Genomic DNA, 20,154 nt, shown 5'->3' on the forward strand with positions numbered 1-20,154 from the left:
TAATCCGGCTTTTTTTTGGAATAAAACTGAATATTTATAAAAACCATTGAATGGCTAGTGCGTAGCCTTTAAGGCCAAGGCCAGTTATCAAACCCTTGCATTTTGGCGTTAAATAAGAATGTTTTCTAAATTCTTCACGAGCATGGATATTTGAAATATGCACTTCCACGGCAGGTGTTTTTACACCTCCCAAAGCATCAGCAAGTGCAACTGATGTGTGTGTTAAGCCGCCAGCATTAAGAATTATACCGTCATAAGTGAAACCAATTTCATGTATTTTGTCGATAATTTCTCCTTCGTGGTTCGACTGAAAATATTCTAAATCAACAGTGTTGAATTTCTCTTTTAATTCTAAAAAATAATCCTCGAAGCTCTGACTGCCGTATATTTCTGGCTCTCTTCTACCTAATAAGTTGAGGTTTGGGCCATTTATTATTATTAATTTCATTTTTGCTTTAAAAAAAATATTTTAGGTTTGATTGACAAATATCATAAAATATATCCATTAGGTAGAGATAATTTTGTCAAAAATTGATTGGAATGAATACAGAAGCGAAACTTCAACGCATAGAAAAATATAATGTGGCGGGTCCTAGATATACCAGTTATCCTACAGTTCCTTTTTGGGATGTCGTAAATTTTTCTTCGCAGAAGTGGAAATCAGGATTACTAGATTATGGAAAAGCAGAGATACAATTAAATGGTTTGAGCCTTTATATACACTTGCCATATTGCGAAAGCCTCTGCACTTTTTGTGCTTGCCATAAAAGAATTACGAAAAATCATGGTGTAGAAGAATCTTATATTCAGGCGGTTTTGGCCGAATGGCAAATGTATGTTGATCTTTTAAAAGACAAACCGAATATAAAAGAGATTCATTTGGGAGGAGGAACACCGAGTTTTTTTTCGGCCCAAAATTTAGGAAGTTTAATAAATGAAATCCTTGAAAAAAGCGATATAGACGAAAGTCCTATTTTTAGTTTTGAAGGACACCCAAACAATACCACAGAGGAACATTTGCAAGCGTTATTTGATTTGGGTTTTAGAAGGGTAAGTTTTGGTGTGCAAGATTATGACCCGATTGTTCAGAAAGCTATACACAGAATTCAACCTTTTGAGGCGGTTGAAAATGTTACATTATTAGCCAGAAAGATTGGATATACTTCCGTAAGCCACGATTTAGTTTTTGGTTTGCCATTTCAAAAAATGGAATCTATAAAAAATACTATATTAAAAACACTTGAATTAAAACCTGATAGAATCGCGTTTTACTCCTACGCCCATGTGCCTTGGATAAAGGGCAACGGTCAGCGAGGTTTTGATGAACAAGATTTGCCATCACCGAGCGAAAAACGGGCTCTTTATGAAGCTGGTCTTGAAATGTTCGAATCGGCTGGTTATTTTGAAGTCGGGATGGATCATTTTGCTTTGCCGGGCGATGAGCTTTTTGTAGCTATGGAAGCAAATAAACTTCATAGGAATTTCATGGGCTATACCACTCAATCTTCAAAAGCCATGATAGGTCTTGGTGCGTCATCTATTAGTGATATCTGGGGGGCTTTTGCACAAAATAGCAAGGATATTGAAGTTTATAAAAGAGAGATTTTTGAAGGGAATTTATCTTTGGAAAAAGGTCATATTTTATCAGAAGTTGATTTGTTTGTGAGAAAACAAATTTTAAATCTTATGTGCCACTTTAATACCAAATGGACTGCTGAGGAATTAGTAAAGATAGATTCAGATGAGATTTATGATGAACTCAAGGAAATGGAGAGAGACGGAATATTAGTGCTTAAAAATGACGGAATCGAGGTTCTGGAACGAGCTTTTGTTAGGAATATTTGTATGGTTTTTGATCAATATTTGCAGAGAAATCAAAAAACTGAAAAACTATTTTCTCAAACTATCTGATTTGTAAATATTTAAGAAAACTCCAGAAAGGCCTATTCCTTAGGTATTTTAGATCAGATTCATTGCTATATGCTTCTTTTTCGAAACTTATATGCATGTAGGCTTCATATAGGTTTCGATACTTAATTAGAAGTAGAAGCCATTCGGTCAAATACCAAAGATAAAAAGGTAAAATAAGTAATTCCAGTTGTTGCCGTAGGTGGATTCTTTCGTGGTTTATAATAACTTTTCCAGGTGTTTTGGCTCTGAGAATTATAAAAGGCCACAAAGCTATGCCGCCTATTCTCGGAAGTTTTACACCTTTTATGATGATCATAAATTGTTTGAAATATCTTCAAATTTAATAATAAATTCGGGTATTTGGAAAATCAAACTTTTGGGCTTAATTATTTAAAACCAGTAATTCTATTTGTCCAGCCACAGAACCGTTTCCTTTTTTTACTGAAATTGTATAAATTCCGCTATCACTTTGTTCTACTTTATCAAAATGAACGTTAGGTGAGTAAGATCTAAAACCTGCCGGTCCTTCCCACAAGTACAAAGCATTTGCATAAAAAATGGGGGCTTCTAAAACTACTTTTGCACCGCTTTTAACAATAAGTTTCTCATTTAATGGCTTTTTGGTTGTTTCCTTTAAATCAACAACTTTTTCTTTGCTAAAAGAATAATAAAATACTCGTGATGTATCTACTGAATTTTTAAGATGTTTTTTTTGAATATTTGTATTACTTGTTCGTTTTCCTGTCAAAAAAGTAAATAGAGTGGTCATTAAGACCATTAAAATTGTAAAAAATTTAATCATTTGGTTATTTTGGGTACTTAAGAGTTTATTTACAATTTTTAGACCAAATATTTTTTTAGGCCCCAAAAATCAAAACCTATTACCATTAAGCCACTTATTTGTCAGTATCTATGTTAGAAGTTAAAAATTACCTTAAAAAATATAATCAACATTTGGTATTAGATATTCCTGAACTGTCAATAGTAGAGGGGATACATTGGTTTGTTGGCAAAAACGGCTCGGGAAAGTCAACTTTTTTTAAATCATTGGCAGGAATCACACCTTTTGAAGGAAAGATGCTTTTTAGAGGTTTGTTGCCAAGTCAAAAAGAGTGTAAGTTTTTAGTAAATTACTCCGAAGCAGAACCGAAATATCCAGATTTTGTTTCAGGAAAGGACATCCTAAAGTTCATTGCATACGCCAAAAAAGCTTCGGTTAGACAAATGGAAGAATTAGCTGAGCATTTTGGGATAAATGAATATTGGGAACAAAAAATCGGATCCTATTCGAGTGGGATGTTAAAGAAAATTACGCTTGTTTCTGGTTTTTTGGGAAATCCAACTTTGATAATTTTGGACGAGCCTTTCATATTAATAGATGCCGCCTCGATAGAAAAATTGTATAACAAAATTTCGGAATTGCGAGAAAGCCATAATGTCAATTTTTTTCTTTCTTCACATCAAGATTTGGTGCCTTCCAAGCTCCATGTAGACGGATTGTATTTTGTTGACAATAAAATCATTGTGAAAAAATGAAAGAGGTTTTGTTGGTTTTTCAAAAGTCTATTATCTGGAATTACTACCGAAAAAATTCATTGTTTATTTTAGTAGTAATCCTTTTTTCTTTTGGTTTTTTGAGTGGACAAGAACACAAAACTTTTGTAAAGTCTGCATTAAAATCTTGGTATATTTTAAGTTTCATTTTTCTAGGATGGTCCTTTTATGCTTTCAAAACTTATCTTTTTGTGCTTAGAACTTTAAATCAGCCTGATTTTTGGTTTTTATTTAATATCAGACTTTTGCCTTTTAGGAAGAGAATTTGGATTTGGTTTATTGTTCAATTTTCACTTATTCAGCTTACCTTTTCTTATGCCGTTTTTATGGCTATTATGGGTGCACTTCAAATGAGTTACTTTACTGTTGGAGCTATACTATTAGTAAATTTTATATTGATAATTTTTGGGGTATTTATTTTTGAAAAAAGAACCCTCAGTCATCCTGAAAAAGAAAATAAGCTAACAAATATTTTTTCATTTCAGTTGAAATTCCCCAAGCCCTACTTATTATTTTATCCAAATTACCTTTTGGTTCAAGAACCAATTTTGCTATTGCTATCCAAAGCTTTTAGTATTTTGAGTTTGCTTTTCGTTATTTGGCTTTTTCCAACAGACGAATATGATAAAAGACTTTTTGGGATGTTTGCTGTAATAATTGCTGCGGCACATTTAAAAATAGTGTCAGAATGGGTCTATTTTAAGCATAAATATCTTCAGTTTTATAGAAATTTACCTTTGTCTTTTTTGGTCAGGAATGGTTATGTAATGTCGGGATATTTAATAATAATTGTACCTGAGTTTTTCATTTTTTTAATGCAAAAGCCAATTGGGATTTCTGTTTTTTTTAATTTCTCATGGCTCATTTTTATTATTTCACTTCTCTTTCTTTCTCACCAATTTATTTACGTAAATACCATTAGTGAAGAATCAAAAATGCAATGGTATTTTTTCGCATTTGTAGGTTTGTTAATACTTGTTTTATTCAAGATTCCTCTTTTATTTCTAAGCGTAATTTTTATTTTGTTATCCATTTTTATTAATCTGAAATATTTTAATTCTTCTGAGTATTAATATTAGGTTAAAAGTTAAAAATTGTTAAATGGTTAGTAAAAGAAAAGGTCAAAAGTGGCCAAACCCTATGGTAATTATCTAATTATTCATTGTATTTTATGAATAATTTTAATGCTATTTTAATAAAAAAATTAAAATAGCATTAAAAAAACGATCGTAAAAGTTTAGATTAGTTTTTTCTTTTTTTAACTTAATTAACAGACTTTATGAAAAAAATCTACTTTATGATGCTCTTTGTAAGCCTAAGTGTACTCACTTTCGCACAGCAATTAAGCGTCACAGGAAAGGTAACTGCTTCAGAGGATGGTTCAGTTATTCCAGGTGTTACGGTGGCAGTTTTAGGTACCAACCGAGGTACTGTAACTGATGCAAATGGTAGCTATAAAATAGAAGCCTCAAAAGGTTCTTCTTTAGTTTATTCATTTGTGGGGATGAATCCACAAACAATTGTAGTTGGTAGTCAATCAATTATCAATGTTACTTTGACTTTAGATGACGCAATGTTATCAGAAGTGGTTGTTACGGCTTTGGGAGTAAAAAGAGAGGAGAGATCTCTAGGCTATGCTGTTCAAGAAGTAAAAGGTGAAGGACTTATAGAGGCAAGAGATGCCAATATAGTTAACTCGCTTCAAGGTAAGTTAGCAGGTGTACAAATCACAGGATCACCAGGTAACTTGGGTGGCTCTTCACGAATTATCTTAAGAGGTGTTAATTCAATCAATGGAAATAACCAACCTTTATTTGTAGTTGATGGTACGCCTATCGATAACTCTAACTATAACTCTTCAGGTACGCAAACCGGTGGTGGTGGTACTGACTTTGGTAATGCTGCTCAAGATATCAATCCTGATGATATAGAGTCAATTTCGGTACTTAAAGGACCTTCAGCCTCTGCACTTTATGGATCAAGAGCCTCAAACGGTGTAATACTAATTACTACCAAAAAAGGAAAATCGAGAAAAGGTATTGGTGTTTCAGTAAATTCATCAACAATGATTAACACTGTAGCTGTTTTGCCTAAATATCAAAATGAGTATGGTGGTGGATACAAACAAACTTTTGATACTTACCAAGGCGAGCCTATTGTAAATTATGCCGCGGATGAAAGTTGGGGGCCTAAAATGGATGGAACTCCAGTACGACAATGGTATAGCTGGTTCCCTGATGATCCCAATTATGGAAAAATGACGCCGTTTGTTCCTAGTCCGAATAATATACGTGATTTCTATGAAACAGGAAATTTGTTGACAAATAGTGTAGCATTAAGCGGCGGAAATGATGCCACTCAGTTTAGAATGTCTTATTCTAATATGCACCAAAAAGGAACATTCCCTAATTCAAAATTAGACAGAAATACTTTGACTTTCTCTGGAAGTAGTAAACTTGGAAGCAAACTTACGGCTGGTATTAATGCATCTTATGTTAGAAATGACGGATTCGGTAGGCCTTCAACTGGATATAGCGATGAGCAAGGAAACGTGGCGACTAGTTTTAATCAGTGGTTTCAAAGACAGTTGAGCATGGATAATCTAAGGAATTATAAAACAGCAGACGGTTTAGATAGAACTTGGAATATCAAAAGTCCTACCAATATTGACCCACTTTATTGGGAAAATCCGTATTGGGTATTATATGAATCTCCAACTGTTGACTCTCGTAACCGTATGTTCGGAAATATTAGTTTAGCTTATGAGGTGGTTAAAGATTTAACAATCACAGCCTTTGCAAGAACTGATTTTTACACAGACAGAAGAGAGCAAAGAATAGCAACTAACTCTATTCCACAGGATTGGTATAAAGAAGAAGTTAGAGACAAAAGAGAGAATAATTATGAATTATTGGCTCAATACAAAAAAATGTTTGGTGATTTATCAATGAATCTGATAGGCGGTGGTAATATTCGTAAAGAAAATTATTACTTGAATTCTGTAAGTACTGCTGGAGGACTTAGTGTGCCTAACTATTTTAATATAGCTGCTTCGGTTGATAGACCTGCAGTTTCTGATTATTTTGAAGAAAAACAAGTGAATTCAATTTACGGAAGTGCCAATTTCGGATATAAAGATATTGTATATCTTGATGCTTCATTAAGGAATGACGTTTCTTCAACTTTGCCTGCCGCTAATAACTCTTATGTTTATCCTTCACTTGGAGGAAGTTTTGTATTTGGAAGTTTATTAGAAAATACCAAATTTTTATCGTTTGGTAAACTAAGAGCAGGTTGGGCAAAAGTGGGTAACGATACAAGCCCTTATCAGCTAAATAATATTTATGGTGCTGCTAACCCTTACGGTTCTAATCCAGCATTCTATGTTCCAGGAACTATCAGAAATTCAAATCTTTTACCTGAGACTACTACTTCATGGGAAACTGGTTTAGATATGAGATTCTTAAACGGTAAGTTTGGTTTTGATTTGACTTATTATAAGAATACCACTATTGACCAAATTCTCGATATCGCTGTTTCTGGTACATCAGGTTATGATAGAGCTTATGTAAATGCTGGAAAAATGGAGAATAAAGGGATTGAATTACAGTTATTGTTCAACCCAATTAAAACAAAAGACTTTACATGGGATATGTCATTTAACTATGCTAGAAACAGAAACAAAGTTGTTGAACTTGCGGAAGGCTTAGATAACTACTTGATTGCATCATGGGGACCTTCCGTTAATGCTAGAGTTGGAGAACCATACGGAACTATTATTGCTGAAACTGTTAAGCGTGACGATCAAGGAAGAATGTTGGTTGGGTCAAACGGATACTATATTATTGAAAGAAATCAAGTTGCAGGAAAAGTTCTTGCTGATTATACAGGAGGTTTAGTTAATGATCTATCCTATAAAGGATTTACTCTTGGAGCTGTTGTTGACTTCCAAAAAGGCGGCGATATATATTCTGTAACTAATAGATATGGAACATACTCAGGTTTATTGGGTAACACAGTAGGGCTTAATGATAAAGGCGTACCTATGCGTGATCCTGTTTCAGCAGGCGGTGGTTTAAGGTCAATTGGTGTATTAGAGGATGGAACTGAAAATACCAAATATGTTGAAGCTCAAAACTATTGGGGTACTTTGAGAAATTATAGAGGTGAGTTTTTTGTATATGATGCAAGTTTCTTGAAATTACGTCAAGTTACTTTTGGATATAATATTCCATCTAAAGCTTTAACTAAAACTCCTTTCAAAAACGCCAAAGTGTCATTTGTTGGAAGGAACTTAGCTATCTTATTTAAGAATATTCCAAATGTTGACCCTGAGTCTGCTTTAGGTTCTGGCAATATTCAAGGATTTGAAAACGGTCAGCACCCTTCTACTAGATCAATGGGTGTTAATATCAGTTTTGGTCTATAATTTCTTTATAATTTAAATTGAATAGTAAAATGAAATATAATTTTTTAAAATTTAAAGCTGCAATGCTTTTGGTTTTACCTCTTTTGATTCTTACTTCTTCTTGTGAGAATTTTGAAGAGATGAATATCGATCCTAATAATGTGAGTACCGTACCTTCTTCTTATGTATTTACAAATACCATGAGAGGCTTAAGAGGACAAGTAGCTCAAACAACGGGTATGTTATATGCACAGCATTGGGCTGAAACTCAGTATACTGAAACTTCGAGATATGAAACTCCTGAGTTAAGTTTTTATGGGTTTTATGCCAATCTTGCTGACTTAGATGTTGTAATTAAGCTTAATACAGATGAGGCTACAAAAGGTACAATATCTGCCTCTGGTTCTAATGCCAACCAGATAGCTGTTGCTAGAATCTTAAAAGCATGGGCTTATCAAAAAATGACAGACGTTTGGGGAGATATTCCTTATACTGAGGCTTTGAAAGGAAATGAAAATTTCCAGCCTGTTTATGATACTCAAGAGTCTATCTATAAGAGTCTTGTAACGGAGCTTCAAGAATCTGCTAGCCAAATTCAGGTTTCAGAGAAAGGAGTAGTTGGGGATATTATTTATAATGGTGATATGGCTATGTGGAAAAAGTTTGCTAACTCTTTGTTGCTTAGAGTTGGTATGAGAATGTCAGAGGTTGATGCTGCAGCGGCAAAAGCTGCCGTAACTTCAGCATTAGCTGGTGGCGTATTGACTTCAAACGATGAAAATGCTACCTATAAGCATTTGTCTGATGCAAATAACTGGAATCCTTACTATGATCATTTCTTAACAAGAACGGATTATGCGATTAGTAATACTTTGACAGATAAGATGTTAGCGAAAAATGACCCAAGATTGCCAGTTTTTGCGGATCCTGCTCCAGCTCCTTTGGATAAAGCTGCAACTTATGTGGGTATGCCATATGGTGTAAACAATACCATAGCTGGAAGCATTACCAACGATGAAATTTCATTCCCGGGTATTGCTGTAAGATCTGCAAAATCACTTTATTATTATATGACTTACAGCGAAGTGTTGTTTAATCAAGCGGAAGCTGCGGCCCGCGGTTGGACTTCTGGTGATGCTGAAGCGTTGTTTAAATCTGCTATTTCTGCCTCTATGGAGCAATGGGGAGTTGACGGTACTGCTTATTTAGCTGCCGCAACCTATGATGCAACAAATTGGAAAAAGTCTATTGGTGAAGAGAAGTGGGTTTCTTTATATACACAAGGCCAAGAGGCTTGGAATGAATGGAAAAGGTTAGATTATCCTGTATTACAAAGAGCTCCAAATGCTACCCTTGATAGAGAAATTCCTAGAAGACGTGGATATACCTCATCTGAGTTTCAGCTTAATAAGGTTAACTACGAAGCTGCATTAGCTCGTCAAGGTCCTGATGAAATGGAAACTAAAACTTGGTGGGATAAGTAAGTAATTATTAGTTTATTTATTGAAAAAGGTCGCTTCGAAAGAAGCGGCCTTTTTTGTTTTATTGATTTTGAATTCAAGGCTGTTTTAGGTATATAATATTTTTAATAATTCTCTTTTTAAATAACCTTAGAATGACTCTCATTCTTATTAAAAGCTAAAAAAAGGGATAAGTATTATTTGATTTTATAAAATATAATTTTGTATATATGATTTTTATAAAATATCCTCAAAGTTTTTTTCTTAGAAAAAATAGATTACATAAAAAAAAATTATAATTTTTATTAATTTTTTTTATAATGTATAGGATTTTATTAACAATTTATTAACATTTTTTAACAAAAATTATAACATTTAATTTGAATTTGAGATTTGGAAATAAATTCGAATTTTAATTTTTAAAAAACTTTAATAACAGACTTTATGAAAAAAATTCTACTCGTCAGTTTTCTGATGATTTGGGTTGTGCAGTCCTTTGCTCAATCTGTAAATGTGTCAGGTCGTATCACTTCTAGTGACGACAAATCAGCCCTTCCAGGTGTAAGCGTTGCAGTAAAAGGCACCTCTAAAGGTGTTACTACAGACGCCGATGGCAATTACAAAATTACGGCCTCAAAAGGCGATGTTTTGCTGTTCAGTTTTATTGGTTTTACTAGCCAAAGTGTCACAGTTGGGAGTCAGAACGTTATTAATTTGGCTTTAAAAACTGATGCTTCTCAATTAGAAGAGGTTGTGGTAACTGCACAAGGTATTCGTAAAAACGTAAGGGAAATCGGTTACGCTTATTCTAAAGTTGTTACAGAAGATGTTACCGTTGGGCGTTCGCCACAATTGGCTCAGGCACTTTCTGGCAAAGTAACAGGTTTGGCTGTTTACAATGTTAACAACTCTGTAGACCCAGCAGTAAAAGTGGTTTTGCGAGGATTTAGATCTTTAACAGGAAACAACGAAGCCTTGGTTGTATTGAATGGTATGCAAACAACTTCAACTGTTTTGGCTCTAATCAACCCTAACGACATCGAAAGCGTATCTATCCTAAAAGGTGGTCAAGCAGCAACGTTGTACGGTTCTGCTGGTATCAATGGTGCAATCGTAATTACTACAAAAACAGGCACTAAGGGCAAATTGAAAGTTCAATATTCTAATAGTACTAACTTTGAGAACATTAGCTTTTTGCCAGATTTTCAAGATAAATATGGTTCAGGATCTCACTATTATCAGTCTTTTGGATCTGCAGGATACAGTACTGACTACAAAGTTAGAATGGCTGGAAACTGGAGACCTTATGAGAATCAACAATATGGTGATGCGTTTGATGGTTCTACTAGATTACAAGGTAGAGTTGCCGAAGACGGAAGTAAATTAGTGATTCCTTATGCTCCTATTGCTGGAATAAGAAGAAAAACTTTTGATACTGGTGTTTCTACTAACAACCAAGCGAGTTTTCAAGGTGGTGATGAAACAAGTTCATTTTATATGTCAATTGAAAATCAATTGGTTCACGGTGTGGTACCAGGCGATAAAAGTGATAGAACTGGTGTGAGAATTTCAGGTACAAAAGAATATGGTAAATTAACTGCAGGATTTAATGGAAATTATACGCAAGCTATCTACGATAGAACTTCTGGTAATTTCTACAATGAGGTTTTAAACCAACCTGCTAATATTCCATTAAATGAGCTAAGAGATTGGAGAAATAACCCATTAGCAAGTCCAAATGGATATTACAATGATTATCTTAATAACCCTTATTTCATTGCTGGAAATAACAGAATGAACTACAAAGATGCAAACTTATCAGGAAATATGAGCTTGACACATAGAACTACGAGCTGGCTGCAATTTACTGAGCGTTTGGGTATTATGAACAACTCTAGAACTGGAAAAAATACGACTGGACAATTTTTGTATTCTGACTGGGCAAAAAATAGTGCCAACATAATTGAGCCATGGACCCATGATGACGACTATGATGGTATTTATCGTGCTATTACAAACGTTTTAGGTTCAGTTTCTGATTATTCTTCAACAGAAAACGTTCTTAATAGTGAATTTCAGGCTCAGTTAACTAAAGATTTCAGCACAGTTAAAAATCGTTTGATTCTTGGTTATAGTATTTATCAGAGATATACTAAAGACATTGCAATTGGGTCTAGCTCATTGGTAGTTCCTGATATCTACAACGTATCTAACCGTCAAGGAGAACTAACTGGAGGTGAGTCAAATACAATGGAAAGAAAACTAGGTTACTATGCTGACTTAACTTCTAACTATAAAAACTGGTTGATTTTTAACGGTACTTTCCGTTATGACCAAACTTCTAGATTCTACAAACCAAATCGTGCTAAGAGTTTTTATTCTTATCCTTATTATGGTGCTGCGTTGTCTTTTGTTGCTACAGATGCGATTCCTGGCTTGAAGAGCAATGTTATTAATTTCATGAAGATTCGTGCCAATATCAACAAGAATGCAAATGATAACATCCCTTTGTACGGCCTAGATTTAGCTTATACAAATGGTGCAAATTTCCCTTATGGAAATACAGTAGGTCTTTCTGTTGGAAATGTATTGCCTGATGCAAACCTTAAGCCTGAGCAAGTATATTCCAAAGAAATAGGTGGAGAATTCCAATTGTTTCATGATAGAGTAAACTTGGATGTTACTGCTTATACTCAAACTTCTAAAGGTCAAGTTATCACAGTAAAAGTTCCAAATACAACTGGTTTTAACAACCTTTTGATAAATGTTGGTGAGACTAAAAACTGGGGATATGAAGCTGAATTGAAGTATTTATTATTCAGAAAACAAAAGATTAGCTGGGATATGTCATTCAGATATTCTTACAACGACAACAAAGTGGTTGATCTATATCCCGGAATTAATGAATTCCAATATGGTGGTTATTCTTATGCAAATACCAACGTAATCAAAGGAGAAAGATTTCCGATGTTGAAAACTGACGGTTACCAATATGCACCAGATGGATCTGGAATGGTATTGGTAAATCCAACTACTGGATATCCATTAAGACAAACTACTTTGTCTACTAGAGGTGGTACATTGCCTCGTCATATTATGGGCTTAGGATCTAAGTTTGTTTATGGTCAATTTGGATTCACGTTTAACTTCGAATATCGTGGAGGAAATTATATGTTTAGTGATTTGGGTCGTCAAATGACATTTACAGGTGCAGGCGGTTGGACCTCAAATCGTGAGCCTCAAATATTCCCAAATTCTGCTATTTTAAATTCTGATGGTAAGACAGTTACACCTAATACTTCTCTTTATGTACGTGAAGCAGAATATGCTCTTTGGGTTGATAATTATCGTTTGATTTCTGAGAATTTTGTTAACAAAGCTTGGTTTATTAAACTTAGAGATATCAATTTGTCTTATGCTATTCCATCTGCAATTTTGGAAAAAACAAAAGTATTTTCTGGTGCTAGTATTGCAGCATATGGTAGAAACCTATTGACAATTGTTGATAAGAAAAACTACTATACGGATCCTGAGTATAGCTACACTACTGGAAATGGTTTAGGTATCAACAATACTTCTCAAACTCCTCCAGTTCGTCAGTATGGTGTAAATCTAAACTTGGTATTTTAATTAAATTAAAATTTAAGACAATGAAAATAAAATCAATATTAATTACTGCTTTGGTCGCAGTTTTAGGAACAAGCTGTACTGAATCTTTTTTAGATATCAATACAAACCCTAATTCACTTCCAACAGCCTCTCCGAGCTTTGTTTTTACAAATGCTTTAAATACCTCCGCTGCTAATATGGTTTCTCCCAATGAAATCGGATCTTATTGGTCAGGACAATGGACGCAGTCTAACGGTTATATCATTTCAACTACAACTTTTGCTTATAATTTCACCAATGGTGATTTTAACTATTGGGATGGATATTATGATAACCTTAATGATTATCAATTCGTAATAGATAACGCAGATTCTTATAACCAAAAGTATCTTTCAGGTCCTGCTAAAATAATGAAATCTTTGTTGTACCAGCAGTTGGTTGATATGTACGGGAGTATTCCTTACTCTGATGCATTAAAAGGAGTGGCTTCTTTGGCTCCTAAATTTGATGATCAAAAAGCAGTATATGAAGATTTAATTAAAACCCTTGATGAAGCAATTGTGGAAACAAAAGCTAACACTTTTGCTAGTTCTTTCGCAAATGCAGATTTGGTGTTCAAAGGAAATACTTCAAAATGGGTTAAGTTTGCCAATGGTCTGAAAATGAGAATCTTAATGCGTCAAGCCAAAGTAAGTGGAAAAGATTCTTATATTAAAACAGAGATTAACAAAATTGTTTCTGAAGGTTCTGGATTTTTAACTTCTGAAGAAGTAGGTTCTGGTGGAAATGGTTTCTATTTGGCAACTGCCGGTAAGTTAAATCCAGTATATGATCGTTGGGGATATGATGCTAATGGAGCAAAAAGAGCCTTGAATAATTATCCAAGATTAACCCAATATCTGGTAAACTCTATGAAAGCCTCTGGTGACACTGTCAGATTAAAAAGAATTGGATATGCTATTGGTGGTGAAAGTTCTACTCCTGGAGTTAGTGCTAAAGCTGAAGTTGCGGCTAATTATGTTGGTGCACCTTTTGGTACAAGCTCAGGGTTTTTGCCAGCTAGCTGTAGTGCGATTGGACCTAGTCTTTTAGTGAAAGGAGAATACAACAGACCATATATTTTGATGACGGCTGCTGAGGTTTTATTAAACTTGGCTGAAGCTAAAGAAAGATACGGCTCTGGTGTAAATTTAACAGGTTCTGCCCAAGAGTATTTCGAAGAAGGTATCAAGCAATCTTATAGAGCCTTAGGTGCAAGTTCAACAGCATCAGCAAATTTTATTGGAAGTGGTGTTCAAAATTATGACTATGCAGCTACAACTAATAAATTAGATGCAATTGCAATTCAAAAATGGCTAGCACTTTGTAATTTTAACGGTCTAGATGCTTGGAGTGAATACAGAAAAACTGGCTTGCCTGTAACTCCTCAAAGTATCCAGGTGCCTGATACCAAGCGTCCAATTAGATTCTATTATCCAAATACTGAATCAGGTTCGAATGCTGAAAACGTTACGGCCCAAGGAACTATTGACGTTTTTGCTACTAGACTTTTCTGGGATGTAGATTAAGTTTTTAACTTTTGGGATTTAATAAAAAAGGTCGCTTCTTCCGAGGCGACCTTTTTCTATAGCTAAAAAATTTTAGATTATTTTCCTTCCCAAGGTCAATTGCCAACCTGACAATCTTTGGCTGAATTGATTACCATCAAATTGTTTTGAAGAAATATCAGACAAACTTCCGTCTTTTCTTAAATCTATATCAAATCCTAAAAGTTTGATTCCCACGCCAGCCTGGTAGCCAAATGTGGCGTTTTCAAAGGCTTGGTTAGGATTTGATGTAACCATTTTTAATTCTTCTAAAAATTTCCCATCTTCATTTATTTTTATTGAAGCCACTGGCCCTGCATTAATTCTAATTCTGTTAAACAATTTATATCCTACCAAAATTGGAATATCAATATTATTGGTTTTAATATTAACTGATACGGGACTTCCTCCGCCTATTGGAGTTACGTTTACCTTTCCACCTTTTGTTGCAAACATTACCTCTGGTTGCAAATAGAGTTTTTTGCCTACTCTTGCATATAGTCCAAATGAATAACCTGTTTTAGTATCCATACTTTCATTAAAATTCGCTTTAAATGAACCGGCGTCAGTATAAACTTTCGAAACGTTTACTCCTCCTTTTACGCCAAGTTTAAACTGGGCAAAAGTATTTTGAACAGCTAATAATGCTATAAAAGCAAAAATTATTTTTTTCATAAATGTGATATTAATTAATATTTTTTTGAATCGTACTTATAAACGTATATTGCGAATTATTAGTACAAAATTAACGAGTCTTTAACAAATGGCTAAACTAAAAAGCTCCTATTTCTGCCAAAGTTGTGGCTATAATTCGCCCAAATGGCTCGGTAGATGCCCATCTTGCAACGAATGGAATACTATAGTTGAAGAACTTATAGCAAAAGATGAGCCAGAAAAAGGTTCGTGGAGATTTGGTAAAAGTGCAAAAACTAGCAATAAACCAAGACTTATTTCCGAAATAAATAAAGCAGAGAAATATAGAATTGTAACTGAGGATAATGAATTCAATAGGGTTCTTGGTGGAGGCTTGGTGCCAGGTTCGTTAACATTGGTAGGAGGTGAGCCGGGTATCGGAAAATCTACATTGATGCTACAGTTGGCTTTGAGTTTGAAAGATTATACAGTAATGTATGTTTCGGGTGAAGAAAGCGAGCAGCAAATAAAAATGCGAGCTGAGCGTATTCCTTTGTCAAACGATAGATGTTATGTTTTGACAGAAACTGCGACGGATGCTATTTTTAAGCAAATTGAATTGATTGAGCCTGATATTGTAATCATTGATTCCATCCAGACTTTGGTTTCGCCATTAATAGAAAGTGGTGCTGGAAGTGTTTCCCAAGTAAAAGAATGTGCATCAGAAATAATGAAGTATGCCAAAGAGTCTGATGTTCCTGTAATTATGATTGGCCATATTACGAAGGATGGTTCTTTAGCTGGGCCAAAAGTTTTAGAACACATGGTTGATACCGTTTTGCAGTTTGAAGGTGACCAGTTTATGACTTATCGAATCCTTAGGACTACAAAAAATAGATTTGGAAATGCTTCAGAGTTAGGTATTTATGAAATGTTAAGTACGGGTTTACGTCAGGTAAGTAATCCTTCTGAAATATTGATTTCAGAAAAAGATGAGAGTATTTCAGGAGTGACTATTGCTGCAATGATTGAAGGAAATCGACCTTTACAAATTGAAATTCAGTCATTGGTTAGTACGGCTAATTATGGAACGCCCCAAAGGAGTAGCAATGGTTTTGATCCTCGGAGATTACAAATGCTATTGGCTGTTTTAGAAAAACGTGGAGGATTTAGATTAGGAACCCAAGATGTCTTTCTTAATGTAGCCGGTGGATTAAAAGTTGAAGATCCAGCTATTGATTTGGCCGTATGTGTTTCTATTGTTTCTTCTTATGAAGACTTGCCTGTAAGTCATTCTATATGTTTTTGTGCTGAGTGCGGCTTGGGTGGTGAGGTAAGGCCAGTAAACAGAATAGAGAGCAGGATATCGGAAGCGGCGAAATTGGGGTTTGAGAAAATATTTATAGCAAAAAACAATACAAAAGGTTTAAATATGGAAGATTTCAAAATCAAAATAATTGCAGTGAGTAAATTAGAAGAAGTTTTTTCTGAGCTTTTTGGATAATAATATTTTAAAGAATGACGGAATTAGATCAAATAGATAGACAAATTTTAGAGGTTTTACAGAAAAACTCACGCACCACAACCAAAGAACTATCCTACGACCTTGATTTGTCTCAGACGCCGATTTATGAGCGAATCAAACGCATGGAAAGAGAAGGTGTAATATCTGGTTATGTGGCATTGTTAGATAGAGAAAAGATTGGAAAACCCCTTTTGACCTATTGTAGTGTTCAATTAAAAGAACATGCTAAACCTTTTCTTGAACAATTTGAGCGAGAAGTAGTTACTTTTACTGAGGTAGTGGAATGTTACTATTTGGCTGGAAATTTCGATTATTTACTTAGGGTTATGGTGAAGGATATAGCTCAATATCAAAATTTTCTGGTAAACAAATTGGCGGCTCTTGAAAATATTCAAAACGTACAATCCATGTTTGTAATGACCGAAGTAAAATGGTCTACACGGATACCTCTTTAAAATAATTTGAAGAGAAAAAATGAAAATTGGGCAAAAAAGAACTTTAAAACATAGAGACTATTATTTTAATAAAGAAGGACTTATGGTCTTTACGGCAGAATACCACCTTAAAAGAGGCTATTGCTGCAAAAATAATTGCTTAAATTGTCCATATAAATTAGAAATATCTAAATAGGATTTTGTTTTTTAAATATATATTCGGATATTTGCAGCCCAATTAAGGTGTTCGTTTCGAGTAAACGGAGTTTAGAAAATTAAAAATAAAACAATCATGTCAAAGGTTTGTCAAATAAGCGGTAAGAGAACAAGATCTGGAAACAATGTTTCGCACGCTAATAATAGAGTTAAGCGTAAGTTTTATCCTAACCTTAAGACTAAGAAGTTTTTTCTTGAGTCAGAAGGTGTTTGGGTTGAATTGAAAGTTGCTACTAGTACAATCAGAACTATCAACAAAAAAGGATTAGAGGCTACTTTATTGAGTGCAGCTCGTAAAGGAACATTAGCTTTATAAAATATTTTTTTATTTTTTTTTAGATTGAATTTTGAATCATTTCGAAATTCAATCTTTTTTTTTGCCCTATGCTTGATAAAATAACTGAAACCTCAGAGTTTCTAAAAAAACAAATTGGCAGCTTTGTGCCTCAATATGGTATTGTACTAGGTACTGGACTAGGGAAATTAGCCGATGAAATCGAAATCGATTTTGAATTTTCTTATAGTGTTATTCCAAATTTTGTTGAGGCTACTGTTGAGTCTCACAAATCAAGGTTAATATTTGGAAAAATTGCTGGAAAGAATGTGGTTTGTATGCAAGGCAGATTTCACTATTACGAAGGCTATTCTATGTCTCAGATTACTTTTCCAATCAGAGTGATGAAGTTGCTAGGTATACAGAGATTGCTGATTTCTAATGCTGCAGGTGGTTTAAATCCAAGTTTTAAGGAAAGCGATTTAATGATTATTAACGATCATATTTCGCAGTTTCTTCCTGGCAATCCACTCATTGGCCCAAACATCATGGGAGATAGATTTCCAGATATGAGTGAAGTATATGATCCCAAAATGATAGCTTTAGCCAAAGAAATAGCTTTGAAAAATAATATTTCAAGTTTGAAAGAAGGCGTTTATGTAAGTGTAACAGGTCCGCAACTTGAAACCAAGGCAGAGTATAGAATGATGCGATTGGTGGGAGCTGATGCCGTAGGAATGAGTACAGTGCCAGAAGTAATAGTTGCCAGACAATTGGAAATACCAGTTTTCGGTATTTCGGTTATTACAGATTTATGTATTCCTGAAACGCTAGAAAAAGCCGAATTAAACAAGATATTAGCAAATGCTGCGAAAGCAGAGCCGAATATGACTTTGATTTTCAGAGAATTAATAGCTCAAGGAGCTTAAGCTTTGTTATTTTTGATTTCTTTAATTTTATCAAAAAGGCCAGTTTCTACAAAAGTGAATTTTTTGTGCGTAAAATAGTTGAAAATAAAACTTAGGCCCATACCAGTAAAGTGACTTAAAGTGCCGATAAGGCTAAACTCTGTATCAGTAAATGGGTTTTTGGTTTTTAATTCTCCAAAAATTAAGGTCAGTGTTTTTAAAGCATAATCAGATCCAAATACGGTAATTAAATAAGAAAAGAAAAGTACAATCCCGAACTTTATCATTTCTCTAGAAGTATTTCCAGAATTACGACTTTTGAAGGCAAAAATCTTTGATAATATGAAACCTACGGGAACAGAGGCAATAAAGCCGATAGAATAGCCTGTTGTTGGTTTCATATTTAGATGGCCAATACAATAGGTAGTTCCCACCAAATATTGAACAATTACCCCACTACCTGCCGCAAAAAAATATGCAATAAGGGATTTTTTAGATTTAATAAGTTTGGTAATTTTCTTCAAATTGTTTTTTTGGAAACGCAAATATCCTATATTTTAAATGTTTTTACAAGTTCTTAAATAATTTCCCAATTTTTACTTTGGTTTATTTAGTAAACTTTTTCAGTATTTTGTTCTAAAAGTTTATGATTTTGGTGAGCAATGTTTCAACGTGTATATTTGTACTTTATTTAAAAAAATAAAATTCCTGAATTCCATAAAAACTAGCATGCTTTTAAATATTTTATTTTCTTTTTTTTCGATTTTAAGTATCAAATCGGATATAAGTCCTGCTTTTACTTTTTCTAACGAAACCGACTACCTCTCTCGCTATAAAAACTTACTCATAGATATTCGAGAAGAGAAAATTTCTCCAATCGAAGCAGAAATGGAGTTTAAAAGTATTATGCGTTTTTTGAAAGAGGAATTTCCAAATTCAGAAAAATATAGAGCGGATCAAGAAATCGTTTTTCCATTAATCAAAAGTAGTATTTCGGCAGTAGGGGGCAAAGGAAGAGGTTTTTATGATAGAAAATATAATATGTTCGACCATGCTGTTACTGGAAGCCATCCGGCTCATGATATTTTCATATTCGATCCAGATCATGATTGTATAGATAATCGAAAAAATGAATATGTTGATGTGGTTTCAGTAAGTCATGGAATTGTGTTAGCCGTTGAAAAAGATTGGACAGATAGCTCTGATTACAGAGGAGGTAATTATGTTTGGGTTTATGATTTCGAACGAGGAGGTCTTTGGTATTATGCTCATGAGCGTAAAGTTGTGGTAGTGCCTGGGCAAATAGTTCAACCAGGTAACAAGCTGGGAGAGGTAGGTCGTACAGGCTTTAATGCATTAAATAAGAGGTCGGATACACATTTGCACTTGATGTTTTTAGAATTAGATGAAACTTTTTATCCGTGGCCTGTAAATTATTATGAATGGTTAAAAAACGCTGAGTTTTTAACGAAATCTACTAAGGCGGAAATTTTAAAAAGAGATATTTTGAAAATAAACAGGATTCGGCCTAAAAGTCTAAAAAGGATAGAGACTAAACAATATAATTTGAAAGTAGACTATAAAAAGAAAACCGAAATTGCACTTGATTTGCCAAGAAAAAGAAGGCGGTAGAATT

At 34.1% G+C, this 20,154-nt stretch carries 18 protein-coding genes; 13 read left to right on the forward strand and 5 right to left on the reverse strand.

The features are described 5' to 3' along the window. Positions 1–34: 34 nt before the first annotated feature. Positions 35–448, reverse strand: a complete 414-nt coding sequence (aroQ, locus tag EGI22_RS03170) for a type II 3-dehydroquinate dehydratase (protein WP_255066351.1) — start codon at positions 446–448, stop codon at positions 35–37. Between the two features lie 92 nt (positions 449–540). On the opposite strand from aroQ, the gene hemN reads away from it, so the two are divergent. Continuing rightward, positions 541–1,911, forward strand: a complete 1,371-nt coding sequence (gene hemN / locus EGI22_RS03175) for an oxygen-independent coproporphyrinogen III oxidase (protein ID WP_255066353.1) — start codon at positions 541–543, stop codon at positions 1,909–1,911. Here the strand turns inward: hemN and EGI22_RS03180 are convergent. Beyond that, positions 1,904–2,227, reverse strand: a complete 324-nt coding sequence (locus tag EGI22_RS03180) for a hypothetical protein (RefSeq protein WP_255066354.1) — start codon at positions 2,225–2,227, stop codon at positions 1,904–1,906. The two genes, hemN and EGI22_RS03180, sit on opposite strands and share 8 nt — an antisense overlap. Before the next feature lie 66 nt (positions 2,228–2,293). Next, positions 2,294–2,713 (reverse strand): hypothetical protein, encoded by a 420-nt coding sequence (locus EGI22_RS03185; RefSeq protein WP_255066355.1) that lies wholly within the window; start codon positions 2,711–2,713, stop codon positions 2,294–2,296. A gap of 110 nt (positions 2,714–2,823) precedes the next feature. Here EGI22_RS03185 and EGI22_RS03190 point away from each other — a divergent pair, with 110 nt between their 5' ends. The 6 genes from EGI22_RS03190 to EGI22_RS03215 all read left to right on the forward strand — a co-directional run bounded on the left by EGI22_RS03190 (position 2,824) and on the right by EGI22_RS03215 (position 14,510). Beyond that, entirely contained in the window at positions 2,824–3,447 is a 624-nt protein-coding gene (locus EGI22_RS03190) for an ATP-binding cassette domain-containing protein (protein ID WP_255066357.1), read from the forward strand. Then, entirely contained in the window at positions 3,444–4,538 is a 1,095-nt protein-coding gene (locus EGI22_RS03195) for a hypothetical protein (protein WP_255066358.1), read from the forward strand. Before EGI22_RS03190 ends, EGI22_RS03195 begins: the two co-directional genes overlap by 4 nt. Before the next feature lie 206 nt (positions 4,539–4,744). Further along, the gene (locus EGI22_RS03200; protein WP_255066362.1) at positions 4,745–7,894 is read left to right on the forward strand and encodes a SusC/RagA family TonB-linked outer membrane protein; all 3,150 of its coding nucleotides are present in this window, start codon (positions 4,745–4,747) and stop codon (positions 7,892–7,894) included. A gap of 29 nt (positions 7,895–7,923) precedes the next feature. Continuing rightward, positions 7,924–9,357, forward strand: coding sequence for a SusD/RagB family nutrient-binding outer membrane lipoprotein (locus EGI22_RS03205; RefSeq protein WP_255066363.1), 1,434 nt, complete (start codon positions 7,924–7,926; stop codon positions 9,355–9,357). A 420-nt stretch (positions 9,358–9,777) separates the two neighbouring features. Continuing rightward, positions 9,778–12,963: a SusC/RagA family TonB-linked outer membrane protein gene (locus EGI22_RS03210; RefSeq protein ID WP_255066365.1), complete on the forward strand. Its 3,186-nt coding sequence runs from the start codon at positions 9,778–9,780 to the stop codon at positions 12,961–12,963. 20 nt (positions 12,964–12,983) lie between these two features. After that, entirely contained in the window at positions 12,984–14,510 is a 1,527-nt protein-coding gene (locus EGI22_RS03215) for a SusD/RagB family nutrient-binding outer membrane lipoprotein (RefSeq protein ID WP_255066367.1), read from the forward strand. Between the two features lie 72 nt (positions 14,511–14,582). Here EGI22_RS03215 and EGI22_RS03220 read toward each other — a convergent pair whose 3' ends face one another. Then, positions 14,583–15,203, reverse strand: coding sequence for a porin family protein (locus EGI22_RS03220; protein ID WP_255066368.1), 621 nt, complete (start codon positions 15,201–15,203; stop codon positions 14,583–14,585). An 88-nt stretch (positions 15,204–15,291) separates the two neighbouring features. Here EGI22_RS03220 and radA point away from each other — a divergent pair, with 88 nt between their 5' ends. The 5 genes from radA (at position 15,292) to EGI22_RS03245 (ending at position 18,539) form a co-directional block, all read left to right on the forward strand. Beyond that, positions 15,292–16,665 (forward strand): DNA repair protein RadA, encoded by a 1,374-nt coding sequence (radA, locus tag EGI22_RS03225; protein ID WP_255066373.1) that lies wholly within the window; start codon positions 15,292–15,294, stop codon positions 16,663–16,665. Positions 16,666–16,679: 14 nt separating this feature from the next. Then, entirely contained in the window at positions 16,680–17,141 is a 462-nt protein-coding gene (locus tag EGI22_RS03230) for an Lrp/AsnC family transcriptional regulator (protein ID WP_255066375.1), read from the forward strand. A gap of 19 nt (positions 17,142–17,160) precedes the next feature. Next, positions 17,161–17,316 (forward strand): DUF5522 domain-containing protein, encoded by a 156-nt coding sequence (locus tag EGI22_RS03235; RefSeq protein WP_255066378.1) that lies wholly within the window; start codon positions 17,161–17,163, stop codon positions 17,314–17,316. Positions 17,317–17,412: 96 nt separating this feature from the next. Then, on the forward strand, positions 17,413–17,652 hold the full coding sequence (gene rpmB / locus EGI22_RS03240; protein ID WP_255066379.1) for a 50S ribosomal protein L28: 240 nt from the start codon (positions 17,413–17,415) through the stop codon (positions 17,650–17,652). Between the two features lie 68 nt (positions 17,653–17,720). Continuing rightward, the gene (locus EGI22_RS03245) at positions 17,721–18,539 is read left to right on the forward strand and encodes a purine-nucleoside phosphorylase (protein ID WP_255066380.1); all 819 of its coding nucleotides are present in this window, start codon (positions 17,721–17,723) and stop codon (positions 18,537–18,539) included. Here EGI22_RS03245 and EGI22_RS03250 read toward each other — a convergent pair. After that, positions 18,536–19,042, reverse strand: a complete 507-nt coding sequence (locus EGI22_RS03250; RefSeq protein ID WP_255066381.1) for a GtrA family protein — start codon at positions 19,040–19,042, stop codon at positions 18,536–18,538. The two genes, EGI22_RS03245 and EGI22_RS03250, sit on opposite strands and share 4 nt — an antisense overlap. 205 nt (positions 19,043–19,247) lie before the next feature. Between EGI22_RS03250 and EGI22_RS03255 the strand changes: the two genes are divergently transcribed. After that, positions 19,248–20,150, forward strand: coding sequence for a M23 family metallopeptidase (locus EGI22_RS03255; RefSeq protein WP_255066383.1), 903 nt, complete (start codon positions 19,248–19,250; stop codon positions 20,148–20,150). The last annotated feature ends 4 nt before the right edge of the window (positions 20,151–20,154 follow it).

This window comes from Lacihabitans sp. LS3-19 (genome assembly GCF_024343575.1).
Classification (GTDB): domain Bacteria; phylum Bacteroidota; class Bacteroidia; order Cytophagales; family Spirosomataceae; genus Leadbetterella.